Genomic DNA, 25282 nt, shown 5'->3' with positions numbered 1-25282 from the left:
AACTTTTATATTATAAATTATATTACTGATAACCTCAAATATTGTTTAATTTAGAAAAATAAGTAAAAAATTGAAATAAGGAGGAATGAAAGTGACGAAAATAACAATTCAATCAGCGAAGCCTCACCATAATGAAGGGGGTCAGTTAATTTACTCGGCAATAGATGACATGGCTAAAATTATATTAGGTAAGTCAAGTGATAATGAAATTATTGGTGACTTACAACAACTTTGGAATAATCGTGCGAATCGCTTTAGTCATGATATGTCATTTGTAGCTCTTGATGATAATCAAGTGCTTGGAGCTATTACGTGCAATCCTTTAAAACAGATTGATAGAGCGATGACGCCAACAGTACTTCAAATTATTTCAATGAATAAGTTGAAACCTTTCTTATCAATCATCTCACATCCGAAGTCCTTTTATTCACTTGTTACGATGGACGAGGGTAATGAAGATGAATACCATATTAGTATGCTAGCGACTATGCCTAATGCAAGGGGAAAAGGAGTAGGGCAACAATTATTAAATTTTGCTGAACAAAAAGCTAAAGAATCAGGCTTCAGTAAACTTTCATTAACAGTAGTACAAGATAATGATGTAGCATTGAAACTATATCAAAAAATGGGATTTGAAATTGTTGGAGAAATTAATAGAAAACCGTATTATCTATATCAAATGAGAAAAGAAGTAAAATAGAGAGAGGCATAGTCACATCACATATTTAACATGTGATAGCTTGCCTCTCTCTAAGTCCAATGAACTTTATTAATTATTCTTATATTTATCGTATTTACCGTTAGCTATATCTTGTTCTCGTTGTTGTATTGTTTGATAAACTTCTTCAGCATCATCACCATCATAATAGCCTTGTTCAATTGCATGCTTAGTTTGAATCTCTCCAGAAGATAAACCGCCGTTATATTTTTTTCTCAAAGCATCTACGTATTCATCCTCATTAGTTGCAGCGTTGATTTCTGCATTTGGATCGTCTATGTTTTCTTCTTCTGAAGACTGGTTAGACTGATCATAAACAGATTTTTCTTGACCACTTTCCACGCGTAGTGAACTTGCATAAGCTTCACTTGCAGGGCCTTCCATTACATTACCTTGTGGAATAACACCATTTGCAACTGCACTATTATATGCAGCAATTTTATCTATTTCAGAGTAATCGTTGCTGTTAATAACTGCTTCTAATGTGGCACGGTCAGTTATATTGTGAATATCGATTTGCTTTGCATTCTGAGAATTCGAATTAGAAGTGGATTGCTGTTCGTTGGAAGAACTGTCTTCATTGTTTTGATCAGTAGATTCATCATCGCTTTCTGCATCATATTTTGATGACTTAGAATTAGAATGTTGATCATTTTTCTTTATAGTATTTTCATTCTCTTTTTTATTCTGTGAGGAAGATTTAGATTTAGAATGATCTTCTTCCTTATCTTCATTCGAAAAACTACAACCAGTTAATATAAAAAGACCTAATAATAATGTAAATAAAACTTTTTTCAATATAGTCACTCCTAAATTTAATATAATACTATTTTATAATGAAATGACTAGTAAATGTTTGAAAATATTTTAAAAGATATATTTACATAAATTATAAGGTAATTTCATTGTTATTTTACAAAATAGTGGTAAATATGAAGTGAATAGGATGTGAGATAACATGGATAAAAAATTATTAAAAAAGTACTTTGATAATAATGATTTTAAAGCAATTGCGATTGTAGTGGGTTCTAAAAAAATGGTGTTAGAAAATGATATTCATCTAGATTATGAAAATGAAATTATTATCTATCCTTTAAAAAATTGTACGCGTATTATCCCGTTTAGCTCTATTTCTTATATTGATTTATTAGAAGAAAATGAGCATTTCATAAATTATTTCAAGGAAACTGTCTAACGAAAAAGAGTAACTATTTCAAAGCTACTCTTTTTACTATGGATATTTAGTATTGTTTAACTAATTTGAGTTGATAATCTTTCGTGAAATTATCTACAAGCGCGTATGGAGAAATGATGAGTAAGCCATGTTCGTTAATTGAATTTTTACTTACGCCATATTTATAAGCTTGATAAATAATCTTAGTACAGTATGTAAATCTTTCACTTTTAAGATTTAAAGTGACTAGATATGTCTTATCTGTATCTTTATAGTGTTCTTCAGCCCATTTAGCGGCTCTCTCTCCAGCTCCAGGCATAGAACAACGATAGATTTTAATCCAATCATCTTTGCCTTCACCAAATCGTTGTTTGAAAGAATGGAACGACTCTGTAATAGGTTTGTCCCCAGGGCCTTCTATTTGTAAAACGGTATCGTGATCAAGTGCGATACTAGAATGACCAAAGAAACCATATAAAACTGGGCCCTTAGTAAGTATAATATCACCTGGCTGTAAATCAAAATCATCTTCAGTTGGTGAGAGTGGATTAGAGTTACTCGTATAAGCTAATAAATGTGTTGGAAAAGTTATAAGAATTATCAGTGTAACAAATAATATTTTTATAAATGGAGAAATTGAATATTTCACTTTGATACTCCTTAGAAATTAACAAATCATATTTGATGAGTTATTAATGAATATTACATATAGATATAAATAAAAAAGAACAAAAATAACAGTGTCATTTTGTTCTTTAATTCTACGCTATAATATACCAAATATGAATACGTAGATGAGTAAAGCAAATCCAAAAATATAAAATATTACGGTAAAACCTAAATATGATTCTTTACGTTCTTCTTTTTTAGATTTAAGTAATAAGCCCAATATAATTGAGGCTGCTATTACAAAAATGATACCAAGCCATAACAATATAGTTAAATGCAAACTCATGTGTAAGCCTCCTAAATTTATATTAAAAAAATGTATATACTATAGGATAAATGTAGTATAAAAGCATAGCAATATTGATTAGAAAAATAACTTCGCTAACCAGGTTCTTGCAAATGAGCGCAGTACTTAAGCTTAGTACAATTGTAATACCACTAATTGTAAGTCCTGGAATTAGCCAGAAGAAATCATCTAAGTCTGCATTGTAAGTAACAATGATATTGAAACCCAAAAATAATAGCGTAATAAAAATATTTATCCAAAAAATTTTATTATTATTCATGGGTGTCACCTCTTATTAAATAGTAAAACTTTACATAATCATATCATTTATTGTATACCGGTAAAATGAGTTAATCAAAGTAATTGTATGTTTTTATCTTAATATTAGAATTTGTCAAAAATTTAGTTGCTAATATTGTAAAAGTGAGCAATAATAAATATCAAACTTATATTTAATCTTCTTTATATACAAAAATGCCAACCGACTTAATGAAGCGGCTGACACAACATCCCTTATAACTTTTGATGAATGTTTTAATATTTATTTTCATTTTTGCATGAAGCTACGTAACTAAACAAATGAACTTCGATTTCTTCACCATATTGTAACAATTACGACAAGTTACCATCTTAATAAATAACAAATTTAGTGATTAATTATTGGGTAAATGATTTAATAATCTTAAACAGTATATTTAATGCAATGAGTTATATACTAGAAACAAGCAAAAGTTGCTAATTACATATTAAAGTTGAGTTATCTTATATGTTTAGACAATATTAATAATGAAATATTTTAAGAGAGATTAATTAAACTGAGGAGGGGAACTATGACATTCTATGATTTTGTAATTGGGTTTATAAACGATGATACACCTCTAGGAAGTTTAGCTCAATATATTGAAAACGACTGTGAGTTTCCAAAACATGAACGAAATAACAAAGCTATTAGATCGTATGTTATGTCTAACTACGTCGATCATCAACTTATTGAAAGTACTAATAGAGCAATAAGTCTATATAAATTAATTTGAGTGAGCGTAATACCAATTTTGGGTGTTTAGCGCATTCCACACATCTTTAGTTTTAAAGTTAATTTCATTATCTTTTATTGAAAAAGGCTCAATAATATTTCTGTCCATCCAAGAATTAATTAATTCTTTTGGAACACCATCTAATAACATATCTGTTTTACTTATGATTAAACATTCCCAATCTAACGAGAGCTTATTTGGATTAACATAATTATATTGATTATGGTCGCTCATGAAAGACACTCCTTTTAGAATTGTGAATCTTATAATATTTTATACCCACCATGACGGGACTCAAACCACTTTATAAATTTTTTCTATGTTCTTGTTTTTGAAAATTAAAAAATTAATGTATACTATTACTCGAAAATACAATTGTACTTAGGAACGGTTAATAACAAATAAAAGCGTTCAATTAATGTCAGTAATTTGAAACAAAAACTAAGTTTGAGGTGTATACAATGTTAAAAACACTTTATTTAATGAGACATGGACAAACAATGTTTAATTTACGAGGTAAGGTGCAGGGGGCAAGTGACTCTCCTTTAACAAGTTTAGGAACCTCTCAAGCCAAACAAGCTGGTCAATATTTTAACGAACATAATATTTCATTTGGAAATTTATATTCATCGAGCTCTGAACGCGCATGTGATACATTGGAATGCGTCGCACCAAACCAAGACTATAACCGTTTAAAGGGACTCAAAGAATGGCATTTTGGTATTTTAGAAGGCGAAAGTAATGATTTATTAAATGCAAATTATGATATTACAGATGCTTTTGGGGATCGTTTAGTAGTGTTTGACGGAGAGTCTAAAAATGAAGTAGAAGAACGTTTTATAGGTACATTAACTGAAATAATGCGTACATCAGATAGTGATTCGAATTTAGTTGTAAGTCATGGAACTACGATTGACGTATTTTTAAGAAAAGTTATTGGAGATACAGATGCAATTAATTACTTTATTGGCAATTGTCATATTCTAAAATTTGAATATAGAAATAATGAATTTCAGTTTATTGAAAAAATTGATCCAGAAAACGGAGAAATTACTAAACATGAAAATTAAAATATAGCAAATATAGATAGACACAAGTAAAAAAATAAAATATTAACTCAACATTCTCTACAAGATCAATTACTTGTAGAGGTTTTTTGCTGTTTAAATCTTCAAAACATAAATGGCTAGAACCAAAAACACTTATGATAAGTTATTTTAAGTTCTAGCCTGCTACTAATGTTTAGAAAATCACCTTTAAAATATGAGTTGATAAATTTTTTGAAGTATCATTAATGCAACAATTAAGATAATAATACTTGAAATTTTATTTAGTAAGATCAATAGATGATCTGATTTATCAAAATGACCTACAGTACGACCAGCAATAGATAGAAAGATAAACCATAGCCATGAAACGCTAATTGTCGCAACAGTGAAGGCTACCTTTTCTGAACCACCATAGGCAGAAGCGCTTGTACCTATTACGCCAATGGTATCCATAATTGCATGAGGATTAAGTGATGAAACAGAAAGTGCGAAGCTTATTTGATTTGCAGGTGAGATGCCACCTGCAAATCAATATCACTACTTTGTTCATGCCACAATGCCCACGCCATATAAAGTAGAAATACTAATCCTATTATGTAAACAATCATTTGAAGTATTGGAAATGACATAAGTATAAGGGACACGCCAACCACTGCTAGTATGATGAGTAAAGAATCACATAAACCAGCTGTAATAACAGCAGGAAGTGCACGCCTAAATTTCGTTTGGTTAGCGCCTTGGTAAAAAACAAATATGTTTTGAGCGCCTAATGGTAGTATTAAGCCTATAGCTAACAATACTCCATGAAAAATAGCTTGTAACAATTTTATCCCCTTAGACTTAAGTATTTTTAAATTTTACAAAATCTGAAAATTTAGAATATATCAATTATTATAGTGGCTATAAATTAAATGTCTGGAGAAAAATTTTTAATAGTATAGTTAAAATAGGGGATTAAACGATATCATACAACAGCCAATGAACATCGAAATATTCGTCACCAATTTTTGAAGACTTCGATTCGAGACCCAAAGTTTCAAATCCTATAGATGAGAAAAAGATTTTGCCACTAATGTTATTAGAAGTTACGCAAGTCATCAATTTTTCAATATTGCGAGATTTAGCGTGATCTATAGCAAATTGCATTAAATTTAAAATCGTACTTTCATCTTTTTTATCAAGTAAAAATAAATTCTCTATCATAGCTTTGTGCGAACTTCCAACTTGCTTTAATTGACGCAAAGTAACACATGCTACGAGTTTATCATCTTTAAAAGCACCGATAATATTACAAAATTCATCTTCATCGGATAGCATTTGTTTAAGATCATCGTTTGAAAGATTTTCTAAATAGGCTTTGTCCCACGAATAAGTGTGCGTGTTGCTGAATAAGAGTTGAGTATAATGGTCTAAATCATTTTGATTTAGTATACGAATATTAGTCATCATGTCCTCCCATAACTGTCATAGTTTAATGTTTCTTACTTATATATATAATAGGTTAAAATCAAAAAACTTGGTATATAAATGATTTTATAAAAAACTATTTGAGTTTTAATATGTATAAATGTTTTATAAAGTTAATTATTTACTGTATTTATAGAATAACTTAAATTTAAAAAATTCACAAAAAAAGAAGACACAAAAATCCGTGAAAAGATTTTTGTGTCTAATAATTAGTATATGATTAAAAATAATCACATATTTATTTTATATATAAATTTAATCTACTACTTGAACATTTAAATCAACATCGATGTTACCACGAGTTGCTTTAGAATATGGGCAGAATTCGTGTGCATCTTGTAAATATTTTTCAGCGTCTTCTTGAGACAATACATTTTTAACTTTAGCATCAATCGCTACGCTTAATTTTGGGCTTTCCGCATCAGGATCGTCTTCAAGGCGAACAGTTAAAGTAACTTCTGGTTCAGCGTCACGTACTTTATTTTGTTTTAAAATAAGATCGAACGCACCATTGAAACATGAAGCGTAACCAGCAGCAAATAATTGCTCAGGGTTAGTTGCGTTTCCGTCCGCTTGTTGTGGTGGTAATACATCTACGTTTATTGCATTATCGTCAGTGTTTACATGTCCTTTACGTCCACCAACGTTAGTAGCTTTTGTTTCATATTGAACTGCCATTATTATTACCTCCTAAATTTGTATGCATTTATTATTTACCCATTTACATAATTTTAAATCATTGAATATTAATTTTATTGAAAAGTAAGTTACTCAAGGTTGGAGAAAGACGGCCAATAGTTTAAAATAAATACAAGTTAAATTGAGGAAGAAGGGATCATTATGACGAATGTTGAAGTGGCTGCCACAGTTGCTCCCAATCAATTACTGGATACATTAACAATAAATAATATCAAAGAATATAGTAATGATATTGATATAATCGAATTACGAATTGACCAATGGGAAAGTCGACATCTTGAATTGCTTAAATCCAATTTAGAACAACTACAAGAATTAAATATAAACGCTAACGTCTTGGTAACGTATCGCACGGTCTCACAAGGCGGTAAAGGTGAAATGACATATGAAGCATACATGACATTATTAAAAGAAATTATTAAAAATCATCATTGCCAAATGATCGATATTGAATGGGATAGTGATCTTGATGTTTTCACGCATCGTGATTTAATTGATCTAGCACATCGATATAATAAACAAGTTGTTGTATCTTATCATAATTTTCAAGAAACACCTGATATAGATATTTTAAAATTGACATATTATAAAATGAATCAATTAAACCCTGATTATGTCAAAATAGCTGTCATGCCACAAGACAAAGAAGACGTAGCTACATTGCTTGAAGCGGTAGCAACAAGTGCCGACACTCTTGATGCTAAGGTGATTGGTATTTCTATGTCTAGTGTTGGCTTAGTTAGTAGAACAGCTCAAGGTGTGTTTGGAGGCACTGTATCCTATGGATGTTTAGGTGAGCCCCAAGCGCCTGGACAAATACATGTTAAAACTTTAAAACAACAACTATTATTTTATAGTAATCATTAAAATACATTTGAAATTAAGAGGTAAAGGTTTTATAATTGAGAAGAGTTATCAACAATAAGGAGCGATAATTGTGGAATTACAAGAGGCAATTGCTTCAAGAAGAAGTATAAAGAAATTCAAACATGATATGACAATAGATGATGATAAGCTTTATCAAGCGATTGAAAAAGCTGCAGATGCTCCAAACCATGGCATGCGAGAACCATGGAGAATTATCCATATAGCCAAAGATAGATTAGGTGAAATGAGCAGAGATGTAACGCATTTTGCATTTCCAAATCATCCTGAGAAACAAGAAGATCATTATAATAATGTGACTAATCTTGGTGGTATGTTAGTGTTAGTACTTAAAACTGACCCAAGACAACGACAAAATCGTGAAAACTTTTTTGCAATGGGTGCGTATGCTCAAAACTTAATGCTGCTATTACATGAACAAGGAATTGGTACATGTTGGAAGACACCACCATACATTTTTGAACCAAAAGTTCGTAAGGTATTTGGCGTTCATGGAGATGAAGTCATTGCAGGTTTCCTTTACCTAACAGATTTAGAAGAAGTGCCACCAAAAGCACTGCGTAAAAACAAACATTTAATTTCAAAATACTAGAATTAATAAAGACGGCTGGACAAATAAATGTCTCAACCGTCTTTATTATTACACGGGCATAGCTAACAGAACTGAGAAAGCATCTATAACAAACTTTATTCAGTTCTAGTCATCTATGCCAGACTAGTATCATCAAATTAATTTTTCAAATTAGATAACTATTCTATATCCTATTTATTAAATGTTTCTGATAAGAATGATTCTACTTGTTCAGGTGATTTAGCATTAGCAGAGTGTAAATGCGCAAGTTTATTGCCATTTTCAAATACTAATAAGCTAGGAATACCCATTACATCATTATCTGCAGCTACATCTTCGAGTTCATCACGGTTAACAGTATACCAATCATAGTCATTATATTTTTCGACGATTGGATCAATCCACATGTCCATAGATTTACAATCAGGACACCAACCAGCTTCAAATTTTACGATAACTGGTTTATCGCTTTCAATTGTTGATTTAAACGCATCAGTTGTATTAATACTTTGCATAATAAACGCTCCTTTAGATAATTACTAAATGTATTATAACGAATAATTTCCTTTAATTGAAAAATTAAGCTTAAAATATAGAGCGTTTACATAGATTATCTGATATATTTAAATTAAGACAGAATAGGAGGTTACATCTGAATGATTAAATTTTATCAATATTCAAATTGCACAACTTGTAAAAAAGCCGCAAAATTTTTAGATACACATGGCGTAAGTTACGAACCAATTGATATTGTACAACACACACCAACTAAAAAAGAGTTTGAAGAAATTATCGATAAAACAGGTGTAGAGGTTAATAAATTATTTAATACCCATGGTGCTAAATATAAAGAACTAGGGTTAAAAGATAAATTAAAAGATTTATCAACTGATGAAAAATTAAATTTATTAGCTTCAGATGGCATGTTAGTTAAACGACCATTAGCTATTGCTGGAGATAATATCACATTAGGATTTAAAGAAGATCAATACAAAGAAATTTGGTTATAGTTTAAAATTACAAATTCTAATTATATAAATTATTGTAACTTTTTGTTTTAATAGTTGAATGAAAACTTACGGTATGGCATCATTAAATTGTAATTAATTTTAGGAGGGGATTCTCGTGGCAGTACCGAGCGAATTAAAATATTCTAAAGAACATGAATGGGTAAAAGTTGAAGGCAACACAGTAACAATTGGTATTACTGAATACGCACAAGGTGAATTAGGTGATATCGTATTCGTTGAATTACCAGAAGTTGATGACGAAATCAACGAAGGGGATACTTTTGGTAGTGTAGAATCAGTTAAAACTGTTTCTGAATTATATGCGCCAGTATCTGGTAAAGTTGTTGAATCAAATGAAGAATTAGAAGATAGTCCTGAGTTTGTTAACGAATCACCATATGAGAAAGCATGGATGGTTAAAGTTGAACTTAGCGATGAAAGCCAATTAGATGATTTATTATCAGCTGATCAATACAAAGAAATGATTGGTGAATAATTAATTTAAACTCCTTGATTGCGGTCATGGAGTTTTTATTTTGCCTATTTTTTGTAAATATTAATCAACAAATTTTAAAATTTATACTTTGTTGATATAAAATGTTAAGTAATCGTAAATAATGTTTAATCTATTAGCGTTCTGTGAAAAAGTAACTGATTGTTTATTATCGACTTAGAAGGTGGATTATCATGGCAATTTTAAATAAAGTTATTATTGTTGAAGGCAAATCTGATAAGAAGAGAGTACAACAAGTCATCGCTGAACCTATAAATATTATTTGTACGCATGGTACAATGAGTATTGATAAATTAGATGACATGATTGAAACATTATATGATAAGCAAGTCTTTGTTCTAGCAGACTCAGATGATGAAGGTGAAAAGATAAGAAAATGGTTTAAACGTCATCTTAGCGAATGTGAACATATCTATGTGGATAAAACATTTTGTGAGGTAGCTAGATGCCCAAAGAATTATCTTGCGCATGTATTGAGTAAACATGGTTTTACAGTTCGTAAAGAGAAACGTCTAATTCCTAATTTAACGACTGAAAGGTTAGTAATCATGCATGAGTAAATCTGTAGAAATAGAAGATATTTGTGAGAATTTTAATAAAGAAAAACATCTAATTTTTGGATACACACCGATGTGTGGTACTTGTAAAATGTCAGAGCGAATGCTAGATATTGCGAATGAAATACTACAATTACCCGTTAAAAAAATCGATTTGAATTACCATCCTAAATATAGTGAGCGTAACAAAATTATGTCAGTTCCTGTTCTAATAGTAATGAATAAAGATATAGAAATAGATAGAATCTATGCTTTTCAATCTGTTCCTTATTTGTTAGAAAAGTTAAAATAATTATTGACGAAATTATAGTGCAATGGTAGGATATAAATTAATTAAATAGTGCGAAAATTCTTATCAAGAGAGGTGGAGGGATGTGCCCTATGAAGCCCGGCAACCGTCTAGTTATAGAAATGGTGCCAATTCACATAAAGTTGATTACTTTAGAAGATGAGAGAAAGATGAATCAATGCTTTCTCAACTTTGCTAAAGTGAGAAAGCATTTTTTAATTACATAATGATTTTTAAGGAGGCACTAAACGTGATTGAGTTAAATCAAGTTGTAAAACGTTATCACACTAAAGATAAAGATGTACTAGCAGTTGATAACGTTAACTTAAATATAGAAACGGGCTCTATTTTCGGAGTTATCGGATTCTCTGGTGCTGGTAAAAGTACGTTAATCAGAATGTTCAATAATTTAGAAGAACCTACTTCTGGCGATATTATTATAGATGGCGATAATATTAACAAACTTTCAAAAGCAGAATTAAGAAGAAAACGACAAAAAGTAAGTATGGTATTCCAACACTTTAATTTATTATGGTCACGAACAGTACTTCGAAATATCACGTTCCCACTAGAAATTGCAGGGTATTCTAAAACCAAAGCAAATGAAAGGGCGAAAGAATTAATTAACCTTGTTGGTTTAAATGGCAGAGAAAATGCTTATCCATCAGAATTATCAGGTGGGCAGAAACAACGTGTGGGTATTGCAAGAGCTTTGGCTAATGAACCTGACGTCCTCTTATGTGACGAAGCTACAAGCGCATTAGATCCACAAACAACAGATGAGATTTTAGACCTACTGCTAAAAATTAAAGAACGTGAAAACCTTACAATCGTGATTATCACTCATGAAATGCATGTTATCAGACGTGTTTGTGATGAAGTAGCCGTTATGGAAAGTGGACGTGTAATTGAGCAAGGTAAAGTAACGCAAGTATTTGAAAATCCACAACATGAAGTTACAAGACGATTTGTGAAAGATGATTTGGATGATGATTTTGAAGAATCAATCAAACATCTAGAACCATTAGATTCAGATGCATACATTGTTAGACTTAATTTCAATGGTGGTAATACGACTGAACCAGTTGTATCTTACATAAGTAAAACGCATAACATTGATATAAATATTCTTGAAGCAAACATAAAAAATACCCGTGGTGGTTCTGTCGGGTTCTTGGTGGTTCATATTCCACATATTGCTGAAACAGAGTTTGAGACATTTAAAGAAGATTTACATCAGCAACATGTAAATGTGGAGGTGGTTAAGCATGGATAAATCTTATGGTGATATTTTTAAAGAGATGATTACAATGCCTAACGTCCAATGGCCTGAAGTATGGCAAGCCATTTATGAAACATTATATATGACTGTAGTTTCAACTATTTTCGCATTTATTTTTGGATTGATTTTAGGAGTATTATTATTCTTATCAGCTAAGAGTAATTCTAAAGGTGCTAGAGTCTTTTATAGCATCGTTTCATTTATTGTTAACTTATTCCGAGCGATTCCATTTATCATTTTAATCTTGTTATTAATTCCATTTACAAGTGTGATCCTTGGAACAATAAGTGGTCCAACTGGTGCCTTACCAGCTCTAGTTATTGGTGCAGCACCATTCTATGCAAGATTAGTAGAAATTGCCTTCAAAGAAATAGATAAAGGTGTTATCGAAGCGGCTTGGTCAATGGGAGCTAGTACTTGGACAGTTGTCCGAAAAGTATTACTACCTGAGGCAATGCCAGCACTAGTTTCAGGTATTACTGTAACAGCAATCGCATTAGTTGGTTCTACTGCAATTGCAGGTGTAATTGGTGCAGGTGGTTTAGGTAACTTAGCTTACTTAACAGGTTTCACTCGTAACCAAAACGATGTCATTTTAGTTTCAACTGTATTTATTTTAATTATCGTATTTATAATTCAATTTATTGGGGATTGGATTACAAATAAAATTGACAAACGCTAAAAGAAAAGAGGAATGATTCAATGAAAAAACTTTTAAGCTTATTTTTAGTATTAACATTAACAGTCGTTTTAGCAGCTTGTGGTAATGGTAGTGGGGATAAAGATAAAAAAATTGTTGTAGGCGCATCTCCAGCACCTCACGCTGAAATTCTTGAAAAGGCTAAACCTTTACTTAAAAAGAAAGACTATGACTTAGAAATTAAAACAATTAATGATTACACTACGCCAAACAAATTATTAGATAAAGGTGAATTGGATGCTAACTATTTCCAACATGTAACTTATTTAAAAACTGAAAGTAAAGAAAAAGGATACAAAATTGAAGACGCAGGTAAAGTTCACTTAGAACCAATGGCTGTTTACTCTAAAAAATATAAAAGTTTAAAAGACCTTCCTAAAGGTGCAACAGTTTATGTATCAAATAACCCAGCTGAACAAGGACGTTTCTTAAAATTCTTTGTTGATGAAGGATTAATTAAAATTAAAAAAGGTGTAAAAATCGAAGATGTTAAATTCGAAGATATCACTGAAAACAAAAAAGACATTAAATTCAACAGTAAACAATCAGCAGAATATCTTCCAAAAATCTATCAAAATGAAGATGTAGATGCTGCAATCATCAACTCTAACTATGCGATTGATCAAGGCTTAAGCCCTCAAAAAGATTCAATTGCTATTGAAAAACCAAATAACAACCCTTATGCTAACTTAATCGCAGTTCAAAAAGGACATAAAGATGATGAAAAAATTAAAGCTTTAATTGAAGTGTTACAATCTAAAGAAATCCAAGATTTCATTAAAGATAAATATAAAGGTGCAGTTGTACCAGCAAAATAATAATGAAAGAAACTCCGTAACCATTTTGATTACGGAGTTTCTATTATTTAGAAAGATTTTCTGTCCTTATACAATATACCGACGCCTTGTCCACCAGATCCCATTGTATAATCAAATTTAATAACTTCGATATACGGGTTCTCCTCTAAAAAGCGATTTACTTTTTTAGTTAAACCACTTTCAGTCATAGCGGTAAAATTAATAAATTTCATCATATACCCCCTTTAATTTTATTGTTACAGTGTCATTATATAAGAATTATTCAATAGAATGAAAATATTCTATAATATATAAAATTTATGAATAAGGTGTTTAATGATAAGATTATAGGGGTATGTAATCATTAAGTAAAGATACAGACAATCAAGGAGGAATTTTAAATGGCTGAAGATAAATTTGAACAAGCAAAAGGTAACTTAAAAGAAACTGTTGGTAACGTAACTGACAATAAAGATTTAGAAAAAGAAGGTCAAAACGATAAAGCTTCTGGTAAAGCCAAAGAAGCAGTTGAAAACGTTAAAAATAAAGCTAACGACCTTATCGATAAAGTAAAAGGTAATAACGATAACAAATAATTTGTCTATATCACAAAGCGTAAGTGCTCAGCACTTGCGCTTTCAATTTAAAATGAATTTTAATTTAACAGAAAAACGGGCCCATTAGATTAACCTTATGGGTCCGTTTCATTATAAATATTTATATAATATTTTAAAATTAATTACACATTATCATCAGTAATTTGACCAATCCAATAACTAGCTGCAAATCCAATGATTAAAGTGATGATCGAAAGTGTCCACTCAATACCAGTTTGAGGAAGACCAGGGAATACAGCATATATGGAGCCGATAACGAATCCAGTTATTAATGCGAATGTGGTATAGAAATGATGATGTAAGAAGTATTTAATAATACGACTTGATAATAAAAACCCTGCTAATACACCTAATCCTACAACAATTAATAATGGTAGGCCATCGAAATTCAATTTAACTAAATCAGCAATGGCTAACATAATTGTTCCATAAGCACCAAATATTAGTAGCATAAACGATCCGGAAATACCAGGTAATAACATTGCGCTTGAAGCACACGCACCAGCTAAGAAATATTTAATAATAAGACCGAATGATAAATCTAGTGATGTATCAGCACTTTGATTACTTGAATTCATTAATGTAATTACTACTAAAATGATAATGCCTACTACCATAATGCTATAATGTTTTGCTTTAAACGTTTTATTAAATTTCGCAGTTCTTAGTAAATAAGGGATGATACCAATAATTAAACCGGTAAAGAAGAACATAGTAATTACTTGGTGATGTTCTAATAAATAATTGATTAGATTACTTAATATACCGACAGCTAAAGCCATACCTATTAAAATAGGAAGTAAAAACTTTAAACTAGGCCAAAATCGTTTTGAGAATAAGCCACTAATTGAAGAAATGAATCCATCATATATGCCTAATAGTAAGGCAATGGTTCCTCCACTTATTCCAGGAACTAAATCGCTTGTTCCCATACCAAACCCTTTTAATATATTTATCCATTTAAAATTTTGCATGAATGTCTCCTTTCAATTAAATAGCATCATAACAGAATTTTGAATAATTATAAAATATTCAGTTTGTAAAAATATAATTTTTATAAAAATCGCGCTAAATTAATAACATTTGTGTCGGAAATATTTCTATTGAGAACAATAAGCCTTTGATTATCAGTTGCGAGAAAAAATTGAGTATCAAGTAAAAATTATTTTAGATAGATAATCACTATAATTTAGAGTTTTAATAAGTTTATATTAAGGGCTATTTACGTTATAATGAAGTGTATTAAAGTACACAAAGTCTTTTTGACTACAAATTAAAATTATTATAAACTAGTTAAGAAAACTTTATATTTTACGGAGGGAATATAAATGTCATCAACATTAGAAATTAAAGACCTACATGTGTCTATTGAAGATAAAGAAATTTTAAAAGGTGTTAATTTAACTATTAATACAGGTGAAATACATGCAATTATGGGACCAAATGGTACTGGTAAATCAACATTATCATCAGCGATTATGGGACATCCATCATACGAAGTAACTCAAGGTGAAGTGTTACTAGATGGCGTTAATATTTTAGAATTAGAAGTTGATGAAAGAGCAAAAGCTGGTCTGTTCTTAGCAATGCAATATCCATCAGAAATTACTGGTGTGACAAATGCTGACTTCATGCGTTCAGCTATTAACGCGAAACGTGAAGAAGGACAAGAAATCAACTTAATGCAATTTATCAAAAAATTAGATAAAGAAATGGATTTCTTAGATATCGATAAAGATATGGCACAACGTTACTTAAATGAAGGTTTCTCTGGCGGTGAGAAAAAACGTAACGAAATCTTACAATTAATGATGTTAGAACCAAAATTTGCCATCCTAGATGAAATCGACTCAGGTTTAGACATTGACGCATTAAAAGTTGTATCTAAAGGTATCAACGAAATGCGTGGCGAAGAATTTGGTGCTTTAATGATTACACACTATCAACGTTTATTAAACTACATCACACCAGACAAAGTACATGTTATGTACGGTGGTAAAGTAGTTAAATCAGGAGGTCCTGAACTAGCTAAACGTCTTGAAGAAGAAGGTTATGAATGGGTTAAAGAAGAATTCGGTGCTAAAGAATAATCTAGCAATCATTTATTTTAAATGATGAAACTAGAAATATGGTGTTAATGTGAAACATTGCATTAATATCAACGATTAAATATGTGAGACTTAGACATCGTATAAACTTAATCATTTAAGTATACGAAATATCTACAGTCGCTAAAATTTTTCATCAAGTAGGAGGAAAAGAGAGTTATGACAACTGAAACTTTAAACATTTCTGAGGAACAACTTGTTGATTATTCTAAAGCGCACAATGAACCTTCTTGGATGACTGAGTTACGTCAAAAAGCGTTGAAATTAACAGAAACTTTAGAAATGCCAAAACCAGATAAAACTAAATTAAGAAAATGGGACTTTGATTCATTTAAACAACATGAAGTTAAAGGTCAATCTTTCAGTAATTTATCAGAGCTTCCAGAAGCTATTAAAAAAATTATAGACGTTGAAAACACTAAAAATTTAGTTGTTCAACATAATAATGCTTTAGCTTATACTCAAGTATCAGATCAAGCACAAAAAAATGGCGTGATAATTGAAGGATTATCAGAAGCTTTAATTAATCACGGGGAGTTAGTTCAAAAATATTTAATGACAGATGCAGTGAGTGTTGATGAACATCGTTTAACTGCATTGCATACAGCTTTAATTAATGGTGGCGTGTTTGTTTATGTGCCTAAAAATGTAGTTGTTGAAGATCCAATTCAATATGTTGTGTTACATGATGATGATAATGCTAGTTTCTTTAACCACGTGATCATTGTTACTGAGGAAAGCGCTGAAGTAACGTATGTTGAGAACTATTTATCAACTGCAAGTGGTGAAGGTAACCAATTAAATATTGTTTCAGAAGTTATTGCCGGTGCTAATTCAAATATCACTTATGGCTCAGTTGACTATTTAGATAAAGGATTTACTGGTCATATCATTCGTCGTGGTACTACTGTTGCAGATGCATCAATCAATTGGGCATTAGGTCTAATGAATGAAGGTAATCAAATCATTGATAATACAACTAATTTAATTGGTGACCGTTCAACAAGTGAACTTAAATCAGTTGTTGTCGGTACAGGTGACCAAAAAATCAACTTAACATCTAAAATTGTTCAATATGGTAAAGAAACTAATGGTTACATCTTAAAACACGGTGTTATGCGTGAAAATGCATCATCTGTATTTAATGGTATTGGATATATTAAACATGGTGGTACAAAATCTATCGCTAACCAAGAGTCACGTGTCTTAATGCTTTCTGAGAATGCAAGAGGCGATGCCAATCCAATCTTATTAATTGATGAAGATGATGTAGAAGCAGGACACGCAGCGTCTGTTGGCCGAGTTGACCCTGAGCAACTTTACTACTTAATGAGTCGTGGTATTTCTCAAAAAGAAGCTGAACGATTAGTAATTCATGGTTTCTTAGATCCTGTAGTGCGTGAATTACCAATTGAAGACGTTAAACGTCAATTAAGAGAAGTAATTGAACTTAAAGTAAATAAATAAACATATAAATCTAAAAGAGATTTTTAATATTAGAAAGGTCGTGAAAAAAGTGGCCGAAACTTCATTAAATGTTGAGGAAATCATCAAAGATTTTCCAATATTAGATCAAAAAGTTAATGGAAAAAGATTAGCATACCTGGATTCTACAGCTACCAGTCAAACACCTGTTCAAGTGTTGAACGTATTGGATGATTATTATAAACGTTATAATTCAAATGTACACCGTGGTGTTCATACACTTGGTTCACTTGCTACTGACGGATACGAAGGTGCTCGTGAGACTGTAAGACGTTTCATTAACGCTAAATACTTTGAAGAAGTCATCTTTACTAGAGGAACAACTGCAGCAATCAATATTGTTGCGCGCAGTTACGGAGATGCCAATGTTGAAGAAGGCGACGAAATAGTTGTTACTGAAATGGAACACCATGCCAATATTGTTCCATGGCAACAATTAGCTAAACGTAAAAATGCCTCATTAAAATTCATTCCAATGACAGATGAGGGTGAATTAAGACTTGAGGATGTTAAAGCGACAATAAATGATAATACTAAAATTGTAGCAATAGCACATGTGTCTAATGTGTTAGGTACAATTAATGATGTCAAAGAAATTGCTAAAGTTGCCCATGAGCATGGTGCAATTATTAGTGTCGATGGTGCACAATCAGCACCTCACATGAAAATAGACGTTCAAGATTTAGACGCTGATTTCTTCAGTTTCAGTGGTCATAAAATGTTAGGACCTACTGGCATCGGTGTGTTATATGGTAAACGTGATTTATTAAAAGAAATGGAACCAGTTGAATTTGGTGGAGATATGATTGACTTTGTAAGTAAATATGACGCTACATGGGCAGATTTACCTACTAAATTTGAAGCTGGTACACCTATTATCGCTCAAGCAATTGGATTAGGTGAAGCCATTCGCTACATTGAGAAATTAGGCTTTGATGTTATTCATGAACATGAAAAAGCATTAACAGAATACGCCTATGAACAAATGTCATCTATTGAAGGACTTGAAATTTATGGTCCTCCAAAAGAACGTCGTGCCGGTGTTATCACATTTAATTTGGCTGATATCCATCCACATGATGTTGCTACAGCAGTAGATACAGAAGGTGTTGCTGTAAGAGCTGGACACCATTGTGCACAACCGTTAATGAAATGGTTGAATGTATCATCTACTGCACGTGCAAGCTTCTATGTATACAATACTAAAGAAGATGTAGACCAACTTGTTGAAGCATTGAAACAAACGAAGGAGTTTTTCTCTTATGAATTTTAATAATTTAGATCAACTTTATCGATCTGTAATTATGGATCATTATAAGAATCCTAGAAATAAAGGCGTTTTGGACAATGGCTCAATGACTGTAGACATGAACAATCCTACTTGTGGTGATCGTATCAGATTAACGTTTGATATTGAAAATGGCATTATTAATGATGCTAAATTCGAAGGAGAAGGTTGTTCTATTTCGATGTCTAGTGCATCTATGATGACTGAAGCTGTAAAAGGTCATTCTCTAGGTGAAGCAATGCAAATGAGTCAAGAATTTACTAAGATGATGCTTGGTGAAGACTATGTAATCACTGAAGAAATGGGAGATATTGAAGCACTACAAGGTGTATCTCAATTCCCAGCACGCATCAAGTGTGCAACATTAGCCTGGAAAGCACTTGAAAAAGGAACAGTTGAAAAGGAAGGTAAAGCAGAAGGTACGACAGAAGAGTAAACTTTAGTCGTATGTGAAACTTTATAGTGATGATAGATAGCAATTTCTAAAGTCCAACTTTAACTTTTTACACTTTTGACTTTTTATGAAGGTTGCATATTGTTACAATGGCAATAGACAATAATGAATATTAAAAATCTCACGCACGTCGTTTTAAATATATTTAAGGAGTGATTGAAATGGCTAAAAAAGCACCTGATGTTGGAGATTATAAATATGGTTTCCACGATGAGGATGTTTCCATTTTCAGATCAGAACGTGGTTTAACAGAAAATATCGTTAGAGAAATTTCAAAAATGAAGGAAGAGCCTGAATGGATGCTCGACTTCAGATTAAAAGCTTTAAAATTATTCTACAAAATGCCAATGCCTCAATGGGGTGGCGATTTATCAGAATTAAACTTTGATGACATCACATACTACGTTAAACCTTCAGAGCATACTCAACGTTCATGGGACGAGGTGCCTGAAGAAATTAAACGTACATTTGATAAATTAGGTATTCCAGAAGCTGAACAAAAATATTTAGCAGGTGTTTCTGCTCAATATGAATCAGAAGTTGTATATCATAATATGGAAAAAGAATTAGAAGAAAAAGGTATCATCTTTAAAGATACTGATAGTGCTTTACGTGAAAACGAAGAACTATTTAAAGAATACTTTGCTTCTGTTGTTCCATCAGCTGATAACAAATTCGCAGCATTAAACTCAGCAGTATGGTCAGGTGGTTCATTCATCTATGTACCTAAGAATGTTAAATTAGATACACCATTACAAGCATACTTCCGTATTAACTCTGAGAACATGGGTCAATTCGAACGTACATTAATTATTGCTGATGAAGGTGCTTCAGTAAACTACGTTGAAGGTTGTACTGCACCTGTTTATACAACAAGTTCATTACACTCAGCAGTAGTTGAAATCATCGTTCATAAAGATGCACACGTACGTTATACTACAATTCAAAACTGGGCTAACAACGTTTATAACTTAGTTACAAAACGTACGTTTGTTCATGAGAATGGTAACATGGAATGGGTTGACGGCAACTTAGGTTCTAAGTTAACGATGAAATATCCAAACTGTGTTCTTTTAGGTGAAGGTGCGAAAGGTAGTACATTATCTATCGCCTTTGCTGGTAAAGGTCAAGTACAAGATGCTGGTGCTAAAATGATTCATAAAGCACCAAACACATCTTCAACAATCGTATCTAAATCTATTTCTAAAAATGGTGGTAAAGTTATCTATCGTGGTATCGTTCACTTCGGACGTAAAGCGAAAGGTGCACGTTCTAATATTGAATGTGATACTTTAATTTTAGATAACGAATCTACTTCAGATACTATTCCTTATAATGAAGTATTCAATGACAATATTTCATTAGAACATGAAGCGAAAGTTTCTAAAGTATCAGAAGAACAATTATTCTACTTAATGAGCCGTGGTATTTCAGAAGAAGAAGCGACAGAAATGATCGTTATGGGCTTTATTGAACCATTCACTAAAGAATTACCAATGGAATATGCAGTAGAAATGAACCGTTTAATTAAATTCGAAATGGAAGGCTCTATCGGTTAATTTAACCTATATCACCAACTTTTTCTTAATAACAATAACAAGTACCAAAGTGTTCCAACTAAGTGAATGCTTTGGTGCTTTTTTATCTCTAAATAGTTAACACTTATTTATATTAAATGTTTATTTTTATTATGATATAATTTTATATAATATTTAAAAAGTAATTGATTTAACAAAATACATGTTGTGAGAGGACTCTACAATGTTTGACTTTTATGCGAATTGGTATTCGTTGATTATCATTATTGAATATCTTGCTATATTTTTAGGTTCAATTGGCTTAATCTTTATAGCAATGGTCAGTCTAAGACAAATTCAAAAGAAAAAGAAGATTTGGTATTTAGGAATATTCTTAATTTATTCATCATTACTTGAATTGTTAATACATTTTACAGGGGAAGATATTCATACTTACAACTTGGTTTTTGTCGTAACACTTCTTCCTTTTTTATTGATGTGTTATTTATCGAGTCATTATTTGGTAAAACGGCCATTCAAAACAAAATTAGAATTTGTGAAAACTGGTCACGGTAAAACTAACAAAGTTACCAAGCAAGAAATGAAAAATATGAAAGACGAATTGCAATCGGCTAATATAATTGCATGGTCAGGTTCAATTGGAGCTGCTTTTCTAATAGTTGCTTGGTCAGCTAAAGTAAGATTTATACATAGTAAGGAATGGATGATGGCGCAAGAATTGACCAAAACTACTGATAATTTGTTAGGGTTTGGAGGCTTTATGTTTTTAATCTCAGCGTTTTTAATTGTCATTTATTTCATTGTTGACGTAGTGTTATGGAATAAAAGAGGTAAATTTCCCGGTCTAGTATTTCGACCAATGATTTTGTGTTTATGGCAATTTTTATTTTTGATTTCGATTTAAAAATTAATAATTAGATAAGTATCAAATTTAGAAACTTTCCTAATTTTAAATATCTTTTTGAAATACATAAATATGTGATGTCTGCATAATTAAATAATTATCTTTTTAACAAGTGCACTATTGTAAAATCATCATTTTATAAGCAAGGCTAACTTTACATAAGTTCAGTCCTTGCTTTTATTTTTTCAAAAATTAGCAAAGTTTACTGAAAATGGGAGTAGGGAATACTTTGAATAATTATTTAAGTGAAATAAGCATAGTAATTACCCTAAAATAAAGAAAAGGTGATTTTAAATGTGGTATAACAATCAACTAACGCAATCTTTAAATATTCAATATCCTATTATTCAAGCAGGTATGGCTGGTAGTACAACTGCGGAACTTGTTGCAACTGTAAGTAATAAAGGTGGTTTAGGCTGTATTGGAGCGGGCTACTTTACTACAAAAAAGTTAGCGCAAGAAATTCAAAAAGTGCAAGGATTAACATCACAACCATTTGGTGTGAATTTGTTTGTACCAAGTCATCAATCATACACTAATGAACAAGTCGAACATATGAATGCTTGGCTGAAACCCTATCGTAAGGCATTAAATCTTGAAGAGCCAGTAGTCAATATTTCTGAAGAACAACAATTTAAAAGTGCAATTCAAACTGTGATTAAATATAGAGTACCAGTATGTTGTTTCACCTTTGGTATCCCGTCAAAAGAAATCATTGAACAATTAAAAGGTGCTAAAATTACTTTAATTGGTACAGCTACTACTGTAGATGAGGCAATTGCAAATGAGCATGCAGGTATGGATATTGTAGTTGCTCAAGGCAGTGAAGCAGGTGGACATAGGGGGTCATTTTTAACAACCAACAATCAGCGTGAACCGCTCATAGGAACAATGAGTTTAATACCACAGATAGTTGATCATGTATCGATACCAGTTGTTGCTGCAGGTGGTGTTATGGATGGTCGTGGTATATTAGCTAGTCAGATACTAGGTGCACAAGGTGTACAAATGGGAACCGCTTTCTTAACTACTGAAGAAAGTGGCGCAAATCAATTAGTTAAACAAGCAGTGCTTCATAGTAAAGAGACTGATACAATAGTCACTGACGTATTTAGTGGTAAATCAGCACGCGGTATCAACAATGAATTTGTAGAGACGATGAAACAATACGAAGGGAACATACCGCCATATCCTGTACAAAATCAACTAACTAATTCTATTAGAAAGACAGCCGCTTCCACAGGGCATCGTGAATGGACGCATATGTGGAGTGGTCAATCGCCACGTTTAGCTACGTCACAACATGTCAATCAATTGATGGATCGACTTGTTGAACAAGTAGAAACATTATTAACGGTTGTTCGATGATTTTTAGAAAAATAGAGTGTGCATGAGAATGCAACATTTCCGAAAATAATAAGATAATGTAAAGATGATATAGAACAAGTGATATCATAAAATTGAATATGGTATCATATAGCTGGTGATAAAAATGATAAATATAGGTCTTACTGGATGGGGAGATCACGATCCTTTATATGAGGATTTAGAACGACAATCAGATAAGTTGCAAACATACGCTAGTCACTTTCCAATCGTTGAACTTGATGCATCTTACTACGCCATCCAACCTGAAAGAAATATCATGAAATGGATTAAAGAAACACCTGATCGTTTTGAATTTATAGTGAAGATTCATCAAGCACTTACACTACATGCAGATTATAAAGATTACGCAGAAACAAGAAGTGAATTATTCGAGCAATTCAAACAAATGCTACAACCACTTATAGATCATCACAAACTAGCTATGGTCTTAGTTCAATTTCCACCTTGGTTTGATTGTACGGCACAAAATATCAAATATATCTTGTATGTTCGTCAACAATTGGCTGATGTACCGATTAGTGTCGAGTTTCGACATCAATCATGGTTTAACGATCAATTTAAGGAACAAACGCTGTCATTTTTAACTGAGCACCACATTATCCATTCAGTAGTAGATGAGCCACAAGTGCGCGAAGGCTCAATACCACTAGTTAATCGTATTACTACTGAGACGGCTTTTGTACGCTATCATGGAAGAAATAGACAAGGCTGGACCAAAAAAGACATGACCGACCAAGAGTGGCGTGATGTGAGATACTTATATAACTACAACAAAGAAGAGCTTACCGATTTAGCTAATAAAGTTAGAATTATAGAACAAAAAGCTAAAAAGGTTTATGTCGTATTTAATAATAACTCGGGTGGGCATGCTGCTCAAAACGCTAAAACATATCAGGATATGTTAGATATTGAATACACAGGTTTAGCTCCGCAACAATTAAAATTATTCTAAGAGGCGAAATATAATGTTAGTGACAATTATTTTATTAGTGATTATCGGCCTTTTCTCTGCTATTTTAGGGTCATTAGTAGGTATTGGTGGTGGGATCATTATTGTTCCAACACTGGTATACTTGGGCGTTACACACGATGTTTTACATGGTATTACACCACAAATAGCGATAGGAACATCATCGGTGATTCTAATCGTCACAGGCTTATCTTCATCATTAGGCTACTTAAAGACGAAGCAGGTAGATATTAAAAATGGTTCTATCTTCTTGTTTGGATTATTACCAGGTTCATTGTTAGGTTCGTTTTTAAGTAGATATCTTACTTTAGAGTCTTTCAATTTATACTTCGGTATTTTTATGATTATTGTTTCAATTATTTTAATGGTGAGACATAAAATCAAACCGTTTAAGATTTTTGATAAAGAGAAATATCGTAAAACGTATGTTGATTCTGAAGGAAAGACATATCACTATAGCGTACCACCTTTATTTGCATTTGTTGCGACACTGTTCATTGGTATTTTAACAGGTCTATTCGGAATTGGTGGTGGCGCATTAATGACACCACTAATGTTAATTGTTTTCAGATTTCCACCGCACGTTGCAGTTGGTACAAGCATGATGATGATTTTCTTTTCAAGTGTTATGAGTTCTATAGGTCACATTTTACAAGGACATGTTGCATGGTCATATTCTATAATTCTTATTATTTCAAGTTATATCGGCGCCCAAATTGGAGTACGTGTTAACCACTCGATTAAATCTGAAACTGTTGTAACGCTATTACGTACGGTTATGTTGATAATGGGTGTATACTTAATTATTAAATCTTTTCTTTAAATAAA

Annotated in this window: 33 protein-coding genes, 1 pseudogene and 1 riboswitch; of the genes and pseudogenes, 23 read left to right on the top strand and 11 right to left on the bottom strand. The window is 31.7% G+C overall.

All coding sequences use genetic code 11. The annotated features are described in order from the left end of the window. The first annotated feature begins 91 nt into the window (after positions 1 to 91). Positions 92 to 700 (top strand): GNAT family N-acetyltransferase, encoded by a 609-nt coding sequence (locus tag HMPREF2715_RS00935; protein ID WP_053024265.1) that lies wholly within the window; start codon positions 92 to 94, stop codon positions 698 to 700. Positions 701 to 769: 69 nt separating this feature from the next. On the opposite strand, the gene HMPREF2715_RS00930 is transcribed toward HMPREF2715_RS00935, so the two are convergent. Continuing rightward, positions 770 to 1525, bottom strand: a complete 756-nt coding sequence (locus HMPREF2715_RS00930) for a hypothetical protein (protein ID WP_306432230.1) — start codon at positions 1523 to 1525, stop codon at positions 770 to 772. Positions 1526 to 1676: 151 nt separating this feature from the next. Between HMPREF2715_RS00930 and HMPREF2715_RS00925 the strand changes: the two genes are divergently transcribed. Continuing rightward, the gene (locus HMPREF2715_RS00925; RefSeq protein WP_016931008.1) at positions 1677 to 1913 is read left to right on the top strand and encodes a hypothetical protein; all 237 of its coding nucleotides are present in this window, start codon (positions 1677 to 1679) and stop codon (positions 1911 to 1913) included. A gap of 46 nt (positions 1914 to 1959) precedes the next feature. Here HMPREF2715_RS00925 and lnsA read toward each other — a convergent pair whose 3' ends face one another. The 3 genes from lnsA to tsaA form a co-directional block, all read right to left on the bottom strand. Next, positions 1960 to 2517 (bottom strand): lipoprotein N-acylation protein LnsA, encoded by a 558-nt coding sequence (lnsA, locus tag HMPREF2715_RS00920; RefSeq protein WP_370591732.1) that lies wholly within the window; start codon positions 2515 to 2517, stop codon positions 1960 to 1962. A 141-nt stretch (positions 2518 to 2658) separates the two neighbouring features. Beyond that, positions 2659 to 2847: a type II toxin-antitoxin system toxin TsaT gene (tsaT, locus tag HMPREF2715_RS00915; RefSeq protein ID WP_011276326.1), complete on the bottom strand. Its 189-nt coding sequence runs from the start codon at positions 2845 to 2847 to the stop codon at positions 2659 to 2661. A gap of 22 nt (positions 2848 to 2869) precedes the next feature. Beyond that, positions 2870 to 3127, bottom strand: coding sequence for a type II toxin-antitoxin system antitoxin TsaA (gene tsaA / locus HMPREF2715_RS12175; RefSeq protein WP_070441716.1), 258 nt, complete (start codon positions 3125 to 3127; stop codon positions 2870 to 2872). A gap of 550 nt (positions 3128 to 3677) precedes the next feature. Here tsaA and HMPREF2715_RS00905 point away from each other — a divergent pair. Then, positions 3678 to 3881, top strand: coding sequence for a sterile alpha motif-like domain-containing protein (locus HMPREF2715_RS00905; protein ID WP_070441713.1), 204 nt, complete (start codon positions 3678 to 3680; stop codon positions 3879 to 3881). On the opposite strand, the gene HMPREF2715_RS00900 is transcribed toward HMPREF2715_RS00905, so the two are convergent. After that, on the bottom strand, positions 3873 to 4115 hold the full coding sequence (locus HMPREF2715_RS00900) for a hypothetical protein (protein WP_011276324.1): 243 nt from the start codon (positions 4113 to 4115) through the stop codon (positions 3873 to 3875). The two genes, HMPREF2715_RS00905 and HMPREF2715_RS00900, sit on opposite strands and share 9 nt — an antisense overlap. A gap of 227 nt (positions 4116 to 4342) precedes the next feature. On the opposite strand from HMPREF2715_RS00900, the gene HMPREF2715_RS00895 reads away from it, so the two are divergent. Next, complete coding sequence (locus HMPREF2715_RS00895) at positions 4343 to 4951, top strand: histidine phosphatase family protein (RefSeq protein WP_070581527.1); 609 nt, start codon at positions 4343 to 4345, stop codon at positions 4949 to 4951. 186 nt (positions 4952 to 5137) lie between these two features. Here the strand turns inward: HMPREF2715_RS00895 and HMPREF2715_RS00890 are convergent. The 3 genes and pseudogenes from HMPREF2715_RS00890 to HMPREF2715_RS00880 all read right to left on the bottom strand — a co-directional run bounded on the left by HMPREF2715_RS00890 (position 5138) and on the right by HMPREF2715_RS00880 (position 7075). Next, positions 5138 to 5754 (bottom strand): annotated as a pseudogene (locus tag HMPREF2715_RS00890) (LysE/ArgO family amino acid transporter). A 130-nt stretch (positions 5755 to 5884) separates the two neighbouring features. After that, positions 5885 to 6376 carry a GNAT family N-acetyltransferase gene (locus HMPREF2715_RS00885; protein ID WP_070839152.1) on the bottom strand — a complete coding sequence of 164 codons (492 nt, stop codon included), beginning with the start codon at positions 6374 to 6376 and terminating at the stop codon, positions 5885 to 5887. A 276-nt stretch (positions 6377 to 6652) separates the two neighbouring features. Further along, on the bottom strand, positions 6653 to 7075 hold the full coding sequence (locus HMPREF2715_RS00880; protein WP_016931015.1) for an organic hydroperoxide resistance protein: 423 nt from the start codon (positions 7073 to 7075) through the stop codon (positions 6653 to 6655). Between the two features lie 162 nt (positions 7076 to 7237). Between HMPREF2715_RS00880 and aroD the strand changes: the two genes are divergently transcribed. Both aroD and HMPREF2715_RS00870 read left to right on the top strand, forming a co-directional pair. Continuing rightward, a complete protein-coding gene (aroD, locus tag HMPREF2715_RS00875) occupies positions 7238 to 7963 on the top strand; it encodes a type I 3-dehydroquinate dehydratase (protein ID WP_070581525.1) in 726 nt (241 codons plus the stop codon). A 70-nt stretch (positions 7964 to 8033) separates the two neighbouring features. Beyond that, the gene (locus HMPREF2715_RS00870) at positions 8034 to 8573 is read left to right on the top strand and encodes a nitroreductase family protein (RefSeq protein WP_070581524.1); all 540 of its coding nucleotides are present in this window, start codon (positions 8034 to 8036) and stop codon (positions 8571 to 8573) included. Positions 8574 to 8743: 170 nt separating this feature from the next. Here HMPREF2715_RS00870 and HMPREF2715_RS00865 read toward each other — a convergent pair whose 3' ends face one another. Next, on the bottom strand, positions 8744 to 9067 hold the full coding sequence (locus HMPREF2715_RS00865; RefSeq protein WP_011276317.1) for a thioredoxin family protein: 324 nt from the start codon (positions 9065 to 9067) through the stop codon (positions 8744 to 8746). A gap of 141 nt (positions 9068 to 9208) precedes the next feature. Here HMPREF2715_RS00865 and HMPREF2715_RS00860 point away from each other — a divergent pair, with 141 nt between their 5' ends. The 7 genes from HMPREF2715_RS00860 to HMPREF2715_RS00830 all read left to right on the top strand — a co-directional run bounded on the left by HMPREF2715_RS00860 (position 9209) and on the right by HMPREF2715_RS00830 (position 13722). Further along, the gene (locus tag HMPREF2715_RS00860) at positions 9209 to 9562 is read left to right on the top strand and encodes an arsenate reductase family protein (protein ID WP_011276316.1); all 354 of its coding nucleotides are present in this window, start codon (positions 9209 to 9211) and stop codon (positions 9560 to 9562) included. 115 nt (positions 9563 to 9677) lie between these two features. Next, positions 9678 to 10058, top strand: a complete 381-nt coding sequence (gene gcvH, locus HMPREF2715_RS00855) for a glycine cleavage system protein GcvH (protein ID WP_011276315.1) — start codon at positions 9678 to 9680, stop codon at positions 10056 to 10058. A 191-nt stretch (positions 10059 to 10249) separates the two neighbouring features. Further along, positions 10250 to 10636: a toprim domain-containing protein gene (locus HMPREF2715_RS00850; protein WP_037537242.1), complete on the top strand. Its 387-nt coding sequence runs from the start codon at positions 10250 to 10252 to the stop codon at positions 10634 to 10636. Next, on the top strand, positions 10629 to 10925 hold the full coding sequence (locus HMPREF2715_RS00845; RefSeq protein WP_011276313.1) for a thioredoxin family protein: 297 nt from the start codon (positions 10629 to 10631) through the stop codon (positions 10923 to 10925). Before HMPREF2715_RS00850 ends, HMPREF2715_RS00845 begins: the two co-directional genes overlap by 8 nt. Positions 10926 to 10982: 57 nt before the next feature. After that, positions 10983 to 11088: riboswitch (SAM riboswitch) on the top strand. An 84-nt stretch (positions 11089 to 11172) separates the two neighbouring features. After that, positions 11173 to 12198 (top strand): methionine ABC transporter ATP-binding protein, encoded by a 1026-nt coding sequence (locus HMPREF2715_RS00840; protein ID WP_070581522.1) that lies wholly within the window; start codon positions 11173 to 11175, stop codon positions 12196 to 12198. Next, positions 12191 to 12886, top strand: coding sequence for a methionine ABC transporter permease (locus HMPREF2715_RS00835; protein WP_011276310.1), 696 nt, complete (start codon positions 12191 to 12193; stop codon positions 12884 to 12886). Before HMPREF2715_RS00840 ends, HMPREF2715_RS00835 begins: the two co-directional genes overlap by 8 nt. A gap of 20 nt (positions 12887 to 12906) precedes the next feature. Continuing rightward, positions 12907 to 13722: a MetQ/NlpA family ABC transporter substrate-binding protein gene (locus HMPREF2715_RS00830; RefSeq protein ID WP_070581521.1), complete on the top strand. Its 816-nt coding sequence runs from the start codon at positions 12907 to 12909 to the stop codon at positions 13720 to 13722. A 47-nt stretch (positions 13723 to 13769) separates the two neighbouring features. On the opposite strand, the gene HMPREF2715_RS11975 is transcribed toward HMPREF2715_RS00830, so the two are convergent. Further along, on the bottom strand, positions 13770 to 13934 hold the full coding sequence (locus HMPREF2715_RS11975) for a hypothetical protein (RefSeq protein WP_016931019.1): 165 nt from the start codon (positions 13932 to 13934) through the stop codon (positions 13770 to 13772). 168 nt (positions 13935 to 14102) lie between these two features. On the opposite strand from HMPREF2715_RS11975, the gene HMPREF2715_RS00825 reads away from it, so the two are divergent. Further along, positions 14103 to 14297 (top strand): CsbD family protein, encoded by a 195-nt coding sequence (locus HMPREF2715_RS00825; protein WP_011276307.1) that lies wholly within the window; start codon positions 14103 to 14105, stop codon positions 14295 to 14297. 143 nt (positions 14298 to 14440) lie between these two features. On the opposite strand, the gene HMPREF2715_RS00820 is transcribed toward HMPREF2715_RS00825, so the two are convergent. Continuing rightward, positions 14441 to 15292 carry a polyprenyl-phosphate transporter PopT gene (locus tag HMPREF2715_RS00820; RefSeq protein ID WP_053024275.1) on the bottom strand — a complete coding sequence of 284 codons (852 nt, stop codon included), beginning with the start codon at positions 15290 to 15292 and terminating at the stop codon, positions 14441 to 14443. Between the two features lie 354 nt (positions 15293 to 15646). Here HMPREF2715_RS00820 and sufC point away from each other — a divergent pair, with 354 nt between their 5' ends. The 9 genes from sufC to HMPREF2715_RS00775 all read left to right on the top strand — a co-directional run bounded on the left by sufC (position 15647) and on the right by HMPREF2715_RS00775 (position 25277). Next, positions 15647 to 16408 carry a Fe-S cluster assembly ATPase SufC gene (gene sufC / locus HMPREF2715_RS00815; protein ID WP_011276304.1) on the top strand — a complete coding sequence of 254 codons (762 nt, stop codon included), beginning with the start codon at positions 15647 to 15649 and terminating at the stop codon, positions 16406 to 16408. Positions 16409 to 16585: 177 nt separating this feature from the next. Beyond that, positions 16586 to 17893 (top strand): Fe-S cluster assembly protein SufD, encoded by a 1308-nt coding sequence (sufD, locus tag HMPREF2715_RS00810; RefSeq protein WP_037548923.1) that lies wholly within the window; start codon positions 16586 to 16588, stop codon positions 17891 to 17893. 40 nt (positions 17894 to 17933) lie between these two features. Beyond that, entirely contained in the window at positions 17934 to 19184 is a 1251-nt protein-coding gene (locus tag HMPREF2715_RS00805) for a cysteine desulfurase (RefSeq protein WP_176744748.1), read from the top strand. Beyond that, positions 19174 to 19635 carry a Fe-S cluster assembly sulfur transfer protein SufU gene (gene sufU, locus HMPREF2715_RS00800; protein WP_070581519.1) on the top strand — a complete coding sequence of 154 codons (462 nt, stop codon included), beginning with the start codon at positions 19174 to 19176 and terminating at the stop codon, positions 19633 to 19635. The genes HMPREF2715_RS00805 and sufU overlap by 11 nt, the downstream gene beginning before the upstream one ends. 179 nt (positions 19636 to 19814) lie before the next feature. Further along, complete coding sequence (gene sufB / locus HMPREF2715_RS00795) at positions 19815 to 21212, top strand: Fe-S cluster assembly protein SufB (protein ID WP_070839149.1); 1398 nt, start codon at positions 19815 to 19817, stop codon at positions 21210 to 21212. A 202-nt stretch (positions 21213 to 21414) separates the two neighbouring features. Then, positions 21415 to 22095 carry a hypothetical protein gene (locus HMPREF2715_RS00790; protein ID WP_070581518.1) on the top strand — a complete coding sequence of 227 codons (681 nt, stop codon included), beginning with the start codon at positions 21415 to 21417 and terminating at the stop codon, positions 22093 to 22095. A 294-nt stretch (positions 22096 to 22389) separates the two neighbouring features. Then, a complete protein-coding gene (locus tag HMPREF2715_RS00785; RefSeq protein ID WP_070581517.1) occupies positions 22390 to 23463 on the top strand; it encodes an NAD(P)H-dependent flavin oxidoreductase in 1074 nt (357 codons plus the stop codon). A 124-nt stretch (positions 23464 to 23587) separates the two neighbouring features. Continuing rightward, positions 23588 to 24436 (top strand): DUF72 domain-containing protein, encoded by an 849-nt coding sequence (locus HMPREF2715_RS00780; RefSeq protein ID WP_070839146.1) that lies wholly within the window; start codon positions 23588 to 23590, stop codon positions 24434 to 24436. A gap of 13 nt (positions 24437 to 24449) precedes the next feature. Then, positions 24450 to 25277 carry a sulfite exporter TauE/SafE family protein gene (locus HMPREF2715_RS00775; protein WP_070581515.1) on the top strand — a complete coding sequence of 276 codons (828 nt, stop codon included), beginning with the start codon at positions 24450 to 24452 and terminating at the stop codon, positions 25275 to 25277. Positions 25278 to 25282: the final 5 nt, after the last annotated feature.

Origin of the sequence: Staphylococcus sp. HMSC062A01, from assembly GCF_001836805.1 — a bacterium.
Taxonomy (GTDB): Bacteria; Bacillota; Bacilli; order Staphylococcales; family Staphylococcaceae; genus Staphylococcus; species Staphylococcus haemolyticus.
The sequence above is the reverse complement of the archived record's forward strand: the minus strand, read 5'-3'. Positions and strand labels throughout refer to the sequence as shown.

What these genes read in the sequence shown, in the direction of transcription:
- HMPREF2715_RS00925 (WP_016931008.1), top strand. Translation starts at nt 1,677, where the DNA reads ATGGATAAAAAATTATTAAAAAAGTACTTTGATAATAATGATTTTAAA.
- tsaT (WP_011276326.1), bottom strand. Translation starts at nt 2,847, where the DNA reads ATGAGTTTGCATTTAACTATATTGTTATGGCTTGGTATCATTTTTGTA.
- tsaA (WP_070441716.1), bottom strand. Translation starts at nt 3,127, where the DNA reads ATGAATAATAATAAAATTTTTTGGATAAATATTTTTATTACGCTATTA.
- HMPREF2715_RS00905 (WP_070441713.1), top strand. Translation starts at nt 3,678, where the DNA reads ATGACATTCTATGATTTTGTAATTGGGTTTATAAACGATGATACACCT.
- HMPREF2715_RS00900 (WP_011276324.1), bottom strand. Translation starts at nt 4,115, where the DNA reads ATGAGCGACCATAATCAATATAATTATGTTAATCCAAATAAGCTCTCG.
- HMPREF2715_RS00895 (WP_070581527.1), top strand. Translation starts at nt 4,343, where the DNA reads ATGTTAAAAACACTTTATTTAATGAGACATGGACAAACAATGTTTAAT.
- HMPREF2715_RS00885 (WP_070839152.1), bottom strand. Translation starts at nt 6,376, where the DNA reads ATGACTAATATTCGTATACTAAATCAAAATGATTTAGACCATTATACT.
- HMPREF2715_RS00880 (WP_016931015.1), bottom strand. Translation starts at nt 7,075, where the DNA reads ATGGCAGTTCAATATGAAACAAAAGCTACTAACGTTGGTGGACGTAAA.
- aroD (WP_070581525.1), top strand. Translation starts at nt 7,238, where the DNA reads ATGACGAATGTTGAAGTGGCTGCCACAGTTGCTCCCAATCAATTACTG.
- HMPREF2715_RS00865 (WP_011276317.1), bottom strand. Translation starts at nt 9,067, where the DNA reads ATGCAAAGTATTAATACAACTGATGCGTTTAAATCAACAATTGAAAGC.
- HMPREF2715_RS00860 (WP_011276316.1), top strand. Translation starts at nt 9,209, where the DNA reads ATGATTAAATTTTATCAATATTCAAATTGCACAACTTGTAAAAAAGCC.
- HMPREF2715_RS00850 (WP_037537242.1), top strand. Translation starts at nt 10,250, where the DNA reads ATGGCAATTTTAAATAAAGTTATTATTGTTGAAGGCAAATCTGATAAG.
- HMPREF2715_RS00845 (WP_011276313.1), top strand. Translation starts at nt 10,629, where the DNA reads ATGAGTAAATCTGTAGAAATAGAAGATATTTGTGAGAATTTTAATAAA.
- HMPREF2715_RS00835 (WP_011276310.1), top strand. Translation starts at nt 12,191, where the DNA reads ATGGATAAATCTTATGGTGATATTTTTAAAGAGATGATTACAATGCCT.
- HMPREF2715_RS00830 (WP_070581521.1), top strand. Translation starts at nt 12,907, where the DNA reads ATGAAAAAACTTTTAAGCTTATTTTTAGTATTAACATTAACAGTCGTT.
- HMPREF2715_RS11975 (WP_016931019.1), bottom strand. Translation starts at nt 13,934, where the DNA reads ATGAAATTTATTAATTTTACCGCTATGACTGAAAGTGGTTTAACTAAA.
- HMPREF2715_RS00825 (WP_011276307.1), top strand. Translation starts at nt 14,103, where the DNA reads ATGGCTGAAGATAAATTTGAACAAGCAAAAGGTAACTTAAAAGAAACT.
- HMPREF2715_RS00820 (WP_053024275.1), bottom strand. Translation starts at nt 15,292, where the DNA reads ATGCAAAATTTTAAATGGATAAATATATTAAAAGGGTTTGGTATGGGA.
- sufC (WP_011276304.1), top strand. Translation starts at nt 15,647, where the DNA reads ATGTCATCAACATTAGAAATTAAAGACCTACATGTGTCTATTGAAGAT.
- sufD (WP_037548923.1), top strand. Translation starts at nt 16,586, where the DNA reads ATGACAACTGAAACTTTAAACATTTCTGAGGAACAACTTGTTGATTAT.
- sufU (WP_070581519.1), top strand. Translation starts at nt 19,174, where the DNA reads ATGAATTTTAATAATTTAGATCAACTTTATCGATCTGTAATTATGGAT.
- sufB (WP_070839149.1), top strand. Translation starts at nt 19,815, where the DNA reads ATGGCTAAAAAAGCACCTGATGTTGGAGATTATAAATATGGTTTCCAC.
- HMPREF2715_RS00790 (WP_070581518.1), top strand. Translation starts at nt 21,415, where the DNA reads ATGTTTGACTTTTATGCGAATTGGTATTCGTTGATTATCATTATTGAA.
- HMPREF2715_RS00785 (WP_070581517.1), top strand. Translation starts at nt 22,390, where the DNA reads ATGTGGTATAACAATCAACTAACGCAATCTTTAAATATTCAATATCCT.
- HMPREF2715_RS00780 (WP_070839146.1), top strand. Translation starts at nt 23,588, where the DNA reads ATGATAAATATAGGTCTTACTGGATGGGGAGATCACGATCCTTTATAT.
- HMPREF2715_RS00775 (WP_070581515.1), top strand. Translation starts at nt 24,450, where the DNA reads ATGTTAGTGACAATTATTTTATTAGTGATTATCGGCCTTTTCTCTGCT.